Source organism: Bradyrhizobium niftali (assembly GCF_004571025.1).
Classification (GTDB): domain Bacteria; phylum Pseudomonadota; class Alphaproteobacteria; order Rhizobiales; family Xanthobacteraceae; genus Bradyrhizobium; species Bradyrhizobium niftali.
On the sequence record NZ_SPQT01000023.1, the window covers coordinates 81,930 to 93,977 of the forward strand.

Annotated in this window: 9 protein-coding genes; 2 read left to right on the plus strand and 7 right to left on the minus strand. The window is 66.5% G+C overall.

Annotated elements, in window-relative coordinates:
- Positions 1-176: 176 nt before the first annotated feature.
- The 5 genes from E4K65_RS32140 to E4K65_RS32160 form a co-directional block, all read right to left on the minus strand.
- A complete protein-coding gene (locus tag E4K65_RS32140; protein ID WP_167771314.1) occupies positions 177-2,033 on the minus strand; it encodes a sigma-54-dependent Fis family transcriptional regulator in 1,857 nt (618 codons plus the stop codon).
- A gap of 107 nt (positions 2,034-2,140) precedes the next feature.
- A complete protein-coding gene (locus E4K65_RS32145) occupies positions 2,141-5,446 on the minus strand; it encodes an acetyl-CoA carboxylase family protein (protein ID WP_167771315.1) in 3,306 nt (1,101 codons plus the stop codon).
- A gap of 12 nt (positions 5,447-5,458) precedes the next feature.
- A complete protein-coding gene (locus tag E4K65_RS32150) occupies positions 5,459-7,180 on the minus strand; it encodes an AMP-binding protein (protein ID WP_135177546.1) in 1,722 nt (573 codons plus the stop codon).
- 147 nt (positions 7,181-7,327) lie between these two features.
- Positions 7,328-7,999 carry an aspartate/glutamate racemase family protein gene (locus E4K65_RS32155; protein ID WP_135177547.1) on the minus strand — a complete coding sequence of 224 codons (672 nt, stop codon included), beginning with the start codon at positions 7,997-7,999 and terminating at the stop codon, positions 7,328-7,330.
- A 12-nt stretch (positions 8,000-8,011) separates the two neighbouring features.
- Positions 8,012-9,694 carry a methyl-accepting chemotaxis protein gene (locus E4K65_RS32160; protein WP_135177548.1) on the minus strand — a complete coding sequence of 561 codons (1,683 nt, stop codon included), beginning with the start codon at positions 9,692-9,694 and terminating at the stop codon, positions 8,012-8,014.
- 296 nt (positions 9,695-9,990) lie between these two features.
- Here E4K65_RS32160 and E4K65_RS32165 point away from each other — a divergent pair, with 296 nt between their 5' ends.
- Complete coding sequence (locus E4K65_RS32165; RefSeq protein ID WP_167771316.1) at positions 9,991-10,491, plus strand: hypothetical protein; 501 nt, start codon at positions 9,991-9,993, stop codon at positions 10,489-10,491.
- Positions 10,492-10,502: 11 nt separating this feature from the next.
- Complete coding sequence (locus E4K65_RS32170; RefSeq protein ID WP_135177549.1) at positions 10,503-10,973, plus strand: hypothetical protein; 471 nt, start codon at positions 10,503-10,505, stop codon at positions 10,971-10,973.
- Between the two features lie 3 nt (positions 10,974-10,976).
- Here the strand turns inward: E4K65_RS32170 and E4K65_RS32175 are convergent, their stop codons facing one another.
- Positions 10,977-11,177 carry a hypothetical protein gene (locus tag E4K65_RS32175; protein ID WP_235885803.1) on the minus strand — a complete coding sequence of 67 codons (201 nt, stop codon included), beginning with the start codon at positions 11,175-11,177 and terminating at the stop codon, positions 10,977-10,979.
- Positions 11,174-12,037 carry an urea carboxylase-associated family protein gene (locus tag E4K65_RS32180; protein WP_167771317.1) on the minus strand — a complete coding sequence of 288 codons (864 nt, stop codon included), beginning with the start codon at positions 12,035-12,037 and terminating at the stop codon, positions 11,174-11,176. The genes E4K65_RS32175 and E4K65_RS32180 overlap by 4 nt, the downstream gene beginning before the upstream one ends.
- Positions 12,038-12,048 lie beyond the last annotated feature (11 nt).

Here is a 12,048-nt window from a genome sequence, read left to right on the forward strand (position 1 = left end):
GCATCGCAGGTGCGCTCCCTCGCCCCGCTTGCGGGGAGAGGGTTGGGGTGAGGGGGAGTCTCCACGGGGACGGCAATAGTTGGACTCGCGGAGAGTCCCCCTCACCCGCCGCGCTTCGCGCGTCGGCCTCTCCCCGCAAGCGGGGAGAGGCGAAGCCTGGGACTCGCTCCTCGACGCTACTGCGCGGTCTCGATCTTCAGCTGCTTGATCTTGCGATACAGCGTGGCGCGGCTGAGCTTCAGCGCACGCGCCGCTTCTGTCACGCGGCCGCCGTGCTTGCGCAGCGCCTCGACGATCGTCGCGCGCTCGGCCGCAGCGAGGTCCGGTTCCGCCGCACGGCCGCCGAACGGCGGCAGATCGAGATCGGCATCGGCGATGACGCCGTTCTCCGCGGTGCAGCCGGCAAGCCGCAGCACGTGTCGGAGCTGGCGCATGTTGCCGGGATAGTGATAGGCCGAGAGCAACGCCCAGGCTTCGTCCGACAGGCGGCAATTGAGCGCTTCCTCGCGTGCGATCTGGCGAATGATGTCGTCGCGGTCGGCGCGCTCGCGCAAGCTCGGCAGCTTCACCTCCATGCCGCGGAGACGAAAATAGAGATCGGCGCGAAAGGCACCCTCCTCCGCCATGCGGCCGAGATCGCGATGGGTGGCGCTGATCAGGCGGATGTCGACCGGCACCGGCTTGAGCGCGCCGAGCGGCCAGACCTCGCGGTTTTCCAGCACGCGCAAGAGGCGCGTCTGCAGCGCGATCGGCATGTCGCCGATCTCGTCGAGGAACAGCGTGCCGCCGTCGGCCTGCACGATCAGGCCCTTCGAGCCCTCGCGCCGCGCGCCGGTGAAGGCCCCGGCCTCGTAGCCGAACAGCTCGGCATCGATCAGGCTCTCCGGCATCGCCGCGCAGTTCAGCGCGACGTAGTGGTTGCGCGCGCGGTTGCTGGCGGCGTGAATGGCGCGCGCGAACACGTCCTTGCCGACGCCGGTCTCGCCATGCAGCAGCACCGGCAGATTGTGATCGCCGATGCTCCTGAGCCGCTTCACGCTTCTGATCAGGCCGGGATCGCGGCCGGCGAGCCGACTCAGAGCATCGAAGCGATCGACAGGCGCATCGCGGCGCGGAGCGTATGATCTCGCGCGCAGCGGTGGGGCGACATGGCCCTGGCCCAACGGACTGCCATCGGCGCGGCGCAGGTCAACAACATCGTCCGCACTGCGCGCGGCGTGATGATCGAACTTGATGTAACGCGACAGGTCGATACCCGATGCGATCATGCCGTCGGTGAGGCCGAGCAGCGCACGCGCGGAACGGCAGGCGCCGACGATGCGGCGGTCGTCGTCATAGGCGAGCAGGCCGCTGCCGCCGTCACCCGGCACCGTCGCGATCCAGGCGTTGCGGAAATGGCCGCGGAAGATCGCGCCCTCCATCCGCCGCGTCGCCTCCATGGTCACCGCGAGCGCGAGCTGATGCGCGGCGCGTTCGAGATCCTCGCGGCAGGAGGTGATGTTGATGGCACCGGCGAGCCGCCCGGCCTGGTCGAACAGCGGCGCCACGGCGCAGGAGAACATGTGCCACTGCGCGCGAAAATGCTCGTCGCGATGCACCAGGATCGGCTTCTGCTCGGCGAGTGCGGTGCCGAGCCCGTTGGTGCCCTCACAAGTCTCGGCGAAGTTCGAGCCGGTGTAGATCTTCCAGTCCAGAAACATCCTGGCATCGGCTTCGCCCGGAAGCCGGCTGAACAGCATGGTCGCGTTCACATCGGCCAGATTCACGCAGTAGCCGGCGTCGCGCAGCACGCGGGCGAGGTCGTCGAGCTCGGGCGTTGCGAGCCGGATCGTCTCCTCCATCGGCTCGGCGACCTGCCGGATCTCTGCCTCGGTAAGCGTCTGCGGCGGGCCCTGGCGGGCGGGATCGAGCTTGTGGCCGATCAGGCAGCGCCGCCAGGAATTGGCAATCCGCGAAGAGGCATCGACGTCGGCCACGTGATTGGCGACGGACAAGACACGGGCGACATGGTTCGAGGCCGAAAGGCTGGCCATCGCGGACGTCTCCACCCTGTATTATTGTGCAAAGTCTGGCAGCACGGGTGGGGATGTCAATCGGGAACCGGAAAGGCTGAGCGCAATCAAAAATTGCTGCACCGCCCTCACCACGTATCGATACAGGGCCGCTTCTTCGTCGTCCTCGGCTCGGGCTTCGGCACTGACCTAAGCCCCGCCATGATCCAACGCCGCGTCTCCGCGGGGTCGATGACGTTGTCGATCTCGAACACGGACGCGATCGAGACCGCCTTGCCGTTGGCGTAGAGCTCGGCGACCTTGTTACGGTAATAGGTCTCGCGCTCTTCGGGATCGGCGATCGCCTCCATCTCCTTGCGGAAGCCGAGGCGGACATAGCCTTCGAGGCCCATGCCGCCGAATTCGCCCGTCGGCCAGGCCGCGGTGAAGAACGAGGCATGGAAGCCGCCGCCGATCATCGACTGCGCGCCCAGCCCATAGCCCTTGCGCAGCACGATGCCGAACAGCGGCACGGTGAGGCTAGCGCCGGTCACGAACATGCGCGAGACGTGGCGCACGATCGCGGTCTTCTCCGCTTCCGGACCGACCATGAAGCCGGGCGTGTCGCAGAGCGAGACGATCGGCAGATCGAAGGCGTCGCACAGCTGGAGGAAGCGCGCGGCCTTGTCGCCGGCATCGGCATCGATGGCGCCGCCGAGATGGCGCGGGTTGTTGGCAATCAGGCCGAACGGCTTGCCTTCGATGCGGATCAGCGCGGTGATCATGCCGACGCCGTAGTCGCGGCGCAGCTCCAGCACGGAATCCTTGTCGGCGACGAGATCGATCACGCTGCGGATGTCGTAGACGCGCAGGCGGTTCTCGGGGATGGCGCGGCGGAGCAGGCGCTGATCGGCGGCTTGCCACTCCGTCACCGCGCCCTGGAAATAGGACAGGTATTTCTGCGCAACGGACGTCGCCTCCTCCTCGTCCTCGACGAGGATGTCGATCACGCCGTTCGGCGACTGGAACGAGACCGGGCCGACCTCGGCCGGGTGGTACACGCCAAGGCCGCCACCCTCGATCATGGCGGGGCCGCCCATGCCGATCGAGGCGTTCTTGGTCGCGATGATCACGTCGCAGCAGCCGAGCATCGCGGCATTGCCGGCAAAGCAATAGCCGGAGACGACGCCGATCACAGGCACAAGGCCGGAGAGCCTTGCGAACTGCACGAAGGACGGGCCGTCGAGACCTGTCATGCCGAGCCGGTCGGTGTCGCCGGGCCGGCCACCGCCGCCCTCGGCGTAGAACACCAGCGGCACGCGCCAATCTTCCGCCAATGTCAGCATGCGGTCGATCTTCTTGTGGTTCATGTGGCCCTGCGTACCCGCGAGCACGGTGTAGTCGTAGGCCACGACGATGCAGCGCGCGCCCTCCGGGCCGAAATGCTCCGCATTGACGGTGGCAACGCCCATCACGAGGCCGTCGGCCGGCGTGTTCTTGATGAGATCATCGAGCTTGCGCCGGCGGCGCTGCGCAGCGATCGCGAGGCTGCCGTACTCCATGAAGGAGCCGTCGTCGACGATCTGCGCGACGTTCTCGCGGGCCGTGCGCTGATTGGTGTTGCGGCGCCGCTCGACCGAGGCCGGCCGGTTCGCATCGAGCGTGTTGGCCTGGCGCGCGATCAGCTCGGCGAGGTCGGGGCGGATATGGTCGAGATCGACATCGGTCTCCGCCGCGGAATGATCGGCCGCGACGTCGAGCGGCTCGATATACATGATCGGTTCGCCATGCATCAGCGTGACGCCGTCGCCGGCGACGAGCTTCATCACGCGGCCGCCCTGCTCGGCCATGACGAGATGTTCCATCTTCATGGACTCGATCACGGCGAGCTGCTGGCCGGGGCGCACGACCTCGCCTTCCTTCACCTGGATAGTGACGATGGTTCCCTGCAAGGGTGCCGCGACCATCACCGTGCCTTCAGGCACGACCTGCACGACTTGCGCCTCGGTGCCGTGAACGCCGCTTCGCTCGGTCGCGGCAAAGTAGAGCGGCTTGGCCGCACCATCGGCCGCCTCGACGAGCTTCGCAATGTTGCGGTCGATGAAATCGGTCGCGATGCGATTGGTCCTGAAATCGGGATGCGCGAGCACGGCCTGGAGAAAGGCGATGTTGGTGACGACGCCGTCGATCCGGAATTCGCGCAAGGCGCGCGAAGCCTTGGCGACCACGTCATGCCAGGCCTCGCCCGGCGTATGCACGATGACCTTTGCGAGCAGCGAGTCGAAGGCCGCGCTGGTCTTGTAGCCCGCATAGCCAAAGCTATCGACACGGACGCCGGGTCCCGACGGTGGCTCGAACACGGCGAGCACGCCGCCGGTCGGATGCGTCGCGCCTGTCTCGTCCAGCGTCTCCATGTTGACGCGGAGCTGCATGGCGTAGCCGCGCGGCTTCGGGATCGATCCTTGCGCAAGGTCGAGCGAGGCCAGCGTGCTGCCCGCGGCGACGGCAAGCTGGGCGCGGACAAGGTCGAGGCCGAGCACCGCTTCCGTCACGGTGTGTTCGACCTGGAGCCGCGGATTGGCCTCGATGAAGGCAAAGCTGTCCTCCGCCGTGCCGTCGACCAGGAACTCGAAGGTACCGAGATTGTCGTAAGCCGCGGCGGTCGCCAGTTGCTTCGCCGCCTCGATGATGCGACCGCGCAAGGGCTCGCTCAGTGACGGGCTCGGCGCCACCTCGATCAGCTTCTGGTGCCGACGCTGGATGGTGCATTCGCGTTCCCAGAGATGAGAGATCGCGCCGTGGCGGTCGCCGATGATCTGCACCTCGATATGGCGCGCCTGGCGGATCAGCCGCTCGGCATAGACGCCGTCGAAGCCGAACGCCGCCTTGGCCTCGGACTGGCAGCGCGCATAGGCTTCCGCGAGGTCGGCCGCGCTCTCGACCACGCGCATGCCGCGGCCGCCGCCGCCGGCCATCGCCTTGATCACGATCGCCGCATTACTGCCAAGCGACGTGAAGAACGCCGTGATCTCCTCCAGCGACGACGGCCCGCTGGTGCCGGCGATGATCGGCACGCCGCAGCGTTTTGCCAATTGCCGCGCCGCGACCTTGTCGCCGAACAGCTCGAGCGCCGCGGCCTTCGGCCCGACGAAAACAATGCCCGCGTCGCCGCAAGCCCTGGCGAACGCCGCGTCCTCGCTGAGGAAGCCATAGCCGGGATGCACCGCATCGCAGCCGGCACCCTTCGCCGCCGTCACCACCGCCTCGATGTCGAGATAGGCCCGCGCGCCGCGGCCGGGGATTTCGACCGCCTCATCGGCGACACGCACATGCAGCGACAGCGCGTCGTCCGCTGGGTGGATCGCAACCGTCGCGATGCCGGCATCGGCCGCCGCGCGCGCGATGCGGATGGCGATCTCGCCGCGATTGGCGATCAGGAGTTTCTTGAACGACATGATGTCTCTCACTCAGACTTCGGCAGGCAGATTTGGATCGAGGTCCTGCTTCTTCACCTTACCCGTCGCCGTCAGGGGCAGGGCTGCAATGATGCGGATCTCCGGGACCTTGTAGACGGCCATGCGCTCGGCGCACCAGGCGCGCAGGCTCTCCGCCGAGATGGTACCCACCGCCTCCGGCTTGAGCTGGATATAGGCCACCGGCACCTGCCCCTTGTCGGGATCGTCGCGTCCGACCACGCCCGAGCCCAGCACCTTCGGATGCTGTCCCAGCAGCGCCTCGATCTCCGGCGGGAAAACGCTCATGCCCTTGACCTTCAGCATCTCCTTGCGGCGGCCAAGGAAGTGCAGGAAGCCGTCCTTGTCGATGCTGCCGATGTCGCCGGTGCGCAGCCAGCCGTCAACGAGCGACTCGGCGGTCGCCTCCGGCTTGTTCCAGTAGCTCTTGAGCAGCGACGGCGTCCGCACCCGGATCTCGCCTTCGGCACCGAGCGGCAGCAGCGCGCCGGTCTCGAAATCGGTGATCTTGAACTCGGCGCCGGGGACGGGCAGGCCGACGAAGATCGGCTGGTTGTTGAGATCGAAATCGTCGTCCTGGAAGCCTGATGTGAAGGTGTTGGAGGTGTGGGTCTCGGTCATGCCCCAGGCCGCCTCCATCAGGATCGTACCGGTGAGATCCTTCCAGCGCCTGCGATAGTCCGCGTTGAGCTTCTTGACGAAGGAGACGACGCGCACCTGCTTCAAGGAGGACAGGTCGAACTCGCTCCAGCGCGGATGGTCCATCAGCTCCACCGCGCCGTCGACCGGCATCGCGGTGATCGTGACCTTGTACTTGTCGATCGCGGCCATCGCGCCGACGGCGTCCCAGCGCGCCAGCAGCACCAGCGTCGAGCCGGAAAACAGCGGGAAGATCAGGCCAAGGTTCTCACCCGCGATCCAGAACTCCGGAAAGAACGACAGGAACACGCTGCTCTCGTCCGACAGGACCGAGATGCCGTAATTGGCGGCGGCGGTGTAGACCATGTCGCGATGGGTGTGGACGCAGCCCTTCGGCATGCCGGTGGTGCCGCCGGTGTAGTTGAGCGCGGCGACCTCATCGAGGCCGGGCGGCGGCAGCGGCGCGGGCGCGGTCAGCGCGGCAAGCGCCGGCAGCAGATCGGTCGCGCCTGCGACTGCGATGCGCGGCGCGCGGATCGAGTCCGGTGCGGGAAATGCGGGCGATGCCGGCACGACATCGGCAAAGCTGGTGACGATGATCTCGCGCAGCCGCACCTCGCCCCGCACCTGCTCGACAACGGGGATGAGCTGGTCCAACGCCACGATCACATCGGCCTCGGTGTCGTTCAGCTCGTAGGACAGCTCGAACGCGCGCGACAGCGGACTGACGGGGACATGGACCGCGCCGAGCTTCAGGATACCGAAGAACACGATGTGGAATTGCGGGCAGTTCGGCAGGAAGACGGCGACGCGATCGCCCTTGCGCACGCCCTTGGCCTGCAACAGCGCCGCGAAGCGGTCGCTCTGCCGGTCGAGGTCGGCGTAGGTGGTGACGTGCCCGTAGAAGATCACCGCGGGACGATCCGGGCTCCGCTTCGCCCAGGCGCGCAGATATTCCGTCAAGGGAACTTCGCCGTGCAGATAGTTCGGCGAACGCGGCATGCCCTTCGGCCAGGCCTTGTCCCACAAGCCGCGCAGGGTGGCGAGGTAGTCCTTTTCGCTGAGGCCCGCGTTCATGACGTCATCCCGGTGCTGTTTTTCTTTTCGCGAGGGCACGCGCGTGCCGTCGCTCGGCATCGTTACACGTCGAGCACCGCACACTTCATGTCAAGGAAAACAGTTTTCCGCATCACGGCCGATGCCGCGGCGCGGAAAAAGCAGACGCTACGCCGTGACGAGGCGAACGATCCGCCTTACGGCCGACGGGATCGGCGCGATGACAGGGACAGTGAACATCGGCTGAAGCTCGCGCGCGGCTTCCCCCAGCGGCCCGCCGCCGATGATGACAGCCTCCGCCCCGTCCTGCGCGATGCAGACCTCGACCGCGCCGGCAAGGGCTGCGCGCAGCCGCGCCGGATCGCGCATCAACTCGCTCGGATCGCCTTCGGCAAAGCGCGTGCCGGTGTAGCACGATCGCAATCCCAGCGTGTCCGGCAACGCGTCGATCTTCGCTTTGAGCAGCGGCGTCGTGGTCGCCACACCGAAGCGGCGGCCACCTTCGGCGGCCTCCAGCATCGACGACTCGCCGATGCCCACCGCAGGCAGCCTGATCGCCGCCCTGATTCCGGCAAGGCCCGGATCGCCGAACGCCGCGACGATGATGCCGTCCGAGGAAGCTTGATGCGCCCGCGCGATCTCCTCGACCTCGGGGGCGGCCGCCTCCAGCGCCTCCGCCGACACGATCATCGACGGCGCGCGCGTTGCCGTGGCGCCGACGATGTCGAAACCGGTCGCGGCGACCGACTTCGCGATGGCGACCATCATCGCCGTGGTCGCCTCAAGACTGTTCGGATTGATCAGGAGGATGCGCGCGAGCCGATCGGAGTTTGGGTCCATCCTGCCGATATACTAGGCCGCCCGCACGCCGGCAACGAAGGCGCTGACCTCGTCCTCCAGCGATTGCAGTTTCTGCGTCAGCCGGCCGCTCGATTGCAGCACCAGGCCGGCGGCCTGACCGGTCTCGGCGGTCGCATCGGTCACGCCGGAGATGTTTTGCGAGACCTGGTCGGTCCCGGAGGCCGCCTCCTGCACGCTGTGCGCGATCGCCTGCGTCGCCGCGCCCTGCTCCTCGACGGCGGCTGCGATCGACGAGGAGATCTCGTTGACCTCCATGATGGTGGCGCGGATGCTCTCGATATTTCCGACGACCTGGTTGGTCTCGGCCTGGATCGCGGTGATCTGCGCACCGATCTCGTCGGTCGCCTTCGCGGTCTGGCTCGCCAGCGACTTCACCTCGCTCGCGACCACCGCAAAGCCCCTGCCGGCCTCGCCCGCGCGCGCCGCCTCGATGGTGGCGTTGAGCGCGAGCAGGTTGGTCTGCGAGGCGATCTGGTTGATGAGGTCGATGACCTCGCCGATCTTGTGCGCGGCGGCGGCAAGCCCCTGCACGGTGTCGTTGGTGCGCTGACCGTCGGCGGCCGCCTTGTCGGCGACCGTCGCGGCCTGCGCGACACGCTGGCTGATCTCGCTGATCGAGGACGACAGCTGGCCGGCGGCGGAGGCCACCGTCTGCACATTGCTCGAGGCTTGCTGGCAGGCGGTGGCGACGAAGCTCGCGCGATCGGTCGCCCTGTTCGCGGTCTCCGACATGCCCTGCGCGGCCTGCTGCATCGCGCGCGCCTCGTCGAACACGTCGCGGACCACGGCCTGGACGCTCGCCTCGAATTTCCCGGCGAGATCGGCCATCGTCTTGCGCTTCTCGCCGTCGGCCCGCTGCTTCGCCTCCTGCTGCTCGGCATGCATCCGGCCCACGGCCGACGCATTGTCCTTGAACACGGCAAGTGCCTTGGCGAGCCCGCCGACTTCGTCGCGGCGATCGGTGTAGGGCACGTCGAACGCACTGTCGCCGGCAGCGAGGCGCTCGGTCAGCGCCGTAATGCTTGCCAGCGGCTTGGTGACGCTGCGGCCGATCACGAAGGAAGCACCGAGCACCAGCACGAGCACGGCAAGACAGACCAGCGCGAACGTCGTCGCGTTCTGGCGGAACACGGCATCGACGTCGTCGAGATAGATGCCAGTGCCGATGATCCAGCCCCAGGGCGCAAAGCCCTTCACATAGGAGATCTTCCCGACCGGCTGGTCGAAGCCGGGCTTCGGCCACAGATAGCTGTAGAAGCCGGCGCCCTGCTTGTTGACGACGTCAACGAAGCCCACGAACAGCGCGTTGCCGGCGGGGTCCTTCATCCCCGAAAGGTCCTTGCCGTCAAGCTCGGGCTTGATCGGGTGCATGACCATTTTGGGGGTCATGTCATTGATCCAGAAATACTCGACCTTGTCGTAGCGCAGGCTCTTGATCTCTGCCATCGCGGCGGCCTGCGCCTGTTCGCGCGGGAGTTTTCCTTCGCTCTCGAGCTTCTGATAGTGCGCCAGGATGCCGTAGCCGACATCCACCATCTGCTGCGTCTTGGCCTGGCGATCGGCGACCATCTGCGTGCGCAGGGTCGAAAGCGCGATCGGCGCCAGCGCAATCATGCCGAGGAGGCTGATGCCGACAATCAGGACCAGCTTGAAACTGATGCGGGAGAAAATCATCGGGGCTCGCAAAATTGGAAGGGCTGATATGCCTGTTTATCCCGTTCCCCTTAGCAAAGCTTTAAGCATTCGGGTTCCCCAAATCCCCTTGAGATCGCGTGGGCAGGCAGCCGGTATGCCGCGTGCGGCCCGGCAGGTTTGCGGGGCCGGCCGCATCCGAAATCCAAACGCTTCAAATCTAGAAGACCTCGATAACGGGCTTCGACGCGTTGACTTGCGACAGGCTCTGGCAGAACGATCGGCGCAAACAGTCAACGCCAGACGCGGCGTGCCCGCAGCGAAAGGCCAGAGGCTCAATGCATCAATCGACATATGCCAAGCCCATCGACCTTCCCGCACTGACCGCGGCCGAGCGGCTCTTCATCTGGGGCTTTCGCGCCAAGGCGCGCAGCGGAAGTGCCGTTCCGACCGCGGCCGACATCCAGCAGGTGTATGACCATTTCCGCGTGGGCGATGCCGTGCCATCACTGGAAGCGATCATCGAGATCTTCGCCTGCACGGCGCATACGGCGATCGAAGTGCATTGTCCCACCTGTCCGCGCATGTCGGAGAGCGAGCACGGAATCCTGCGGGCGATCGCCGCCGCGCAGAGGGAGCGCGACGATGTCGCGCGCGAGCAGTTCGAGCGCTGGCTGCCACCGGTGGGCGCCGATTGGGCGCTGGCGCCGGTGCGGGGACTTGCGACCATCTTCCGCATGGCCGGCCTCATTCTCCCTGACCGGCACGTCGAGCCTTCTGACCAGGACCGGACGATGGTGATGAAGAGCTGGCTTGTCGGCAGTCCCACATTGCATTGACGAGATCGTTCATGATGGAGGCTACGAGCAATCCTGTGCCTGACCCGGCCTGCCAATCGCGACCCTGCCCGCTCCAGGCCGCGCTTGCGGCCCGTCCGAGCATCGAAAACTACGATCCATTCTGCCGCGTCGCGCTCTCGTTGTTCCGCTTCATTGGAGCTGCCTATGCGACCGGCGCCTCCGATTGCTGGGAGGCGGCGTATCGCTTTGCCGATGAAGCGCCCGGCATTGCCGACAGCCCGTTGCTGGTCGCACGGGCTGCGGCGCTCGTCAGGATCCTGCGCAGCGGCCGGCCGTGCGAGCTGTGCTTCATGCCGCCGTCGTGCCGGCGCCTGTCGAAGGACGAGGCGGAATTGATGCGGCTGCTGGCGGTCGCCCGCAGCGAGCAACCGGGTGAACTCGGGTCTGTCGTGTGCCAGTTCGTCGGCTCCGGGAACGAGGATGCGGCAACGCGGGCGGTCAACGCGCTTGCCTGCTGCTGACGCCTAACCGCCTGCCTTGCCGAGCACGAGATCGATCGTGTGGGCAGCGATCTTGCGCAGCTGCGCCTCGTCGCCGAAGGCCCGTTCGAGCACGGCGAGGCCGCGCGTCACCGTGATGATGTGCAGCGCTGCCGAGAAGCCGGCCGAGCCGGAGGGGGAGTGAGATGGCTGCGTTCCGGGGAAGCTGCCTGGATTGAGGCTCAACTTTGCGCATGCCCACCATGGCGACGGTGATACGCACTTGGCGACGGCCAGCTCCAGTCCTTCAGTGTCGTTCGATCCGGCTCGAAGATCTCGATCTTGAGCGCATGGCATGCCGCAGCATCGCTGGAATGGGTTGCGCTACAGTCTCCGCCGGGACAGGCCGACAACGCGCCGAGCAGGTCGATCTCCGCGAGAAACTCGATGAAGTCGCCGGGCCGGACCGGACTTGCCTTCATGAAATATTGGTGCGTGTCCCTCGTGAAGCCGGTGCACATGAAGACGTTGAGCACGTCGTGGACATGATGCTCGATTGCGCGAGGCTCCATCGTGAGCTCGGTGGCAAGCGCGCGGCACAGGTTGGAATGGCAGCAGAAATCGTAAGCCGTGCCGTTCAACAGGAGATTTGTGTAGGGATCGCAGCGCGTGCCGATGACATCATGAATGCCGGCGCCGTCCTCATCGAAGCCGTACCAGCCGAGCGTGTCGTGACTGATGGTCGCCATCGGCCGAAGGTAGGGCATATTGCTCCAGAGCCGGTCCCCGATGCCGACATGCGTGCCGTGGAGCGCCCGCGTCTTGCCGCTGAAGAAGCGCTCGGAGAGATCCTCTGCATTCCAGAGATTGAGGTCGCCGACCTGAGGGCCATCGATGCTGACGATGCGGAAGAACTGGCCGCGCGCCACGCGAAATGTTCTGGCATCGCGTGGCGGCACGGTGAGCTCGTGCGTCTTGACCATCGTGCGGCGAGCTTGCTCGAGCGCGGCCAGGTCGGGCCCTGGCATCGTGCCGGCCGGATAGACGATCGTCGGCTTGGCGGCGCGGCGCGAAGCGGCGTCTGCGGGTGCGATTATAGGCGACATGCCGGGCTGAT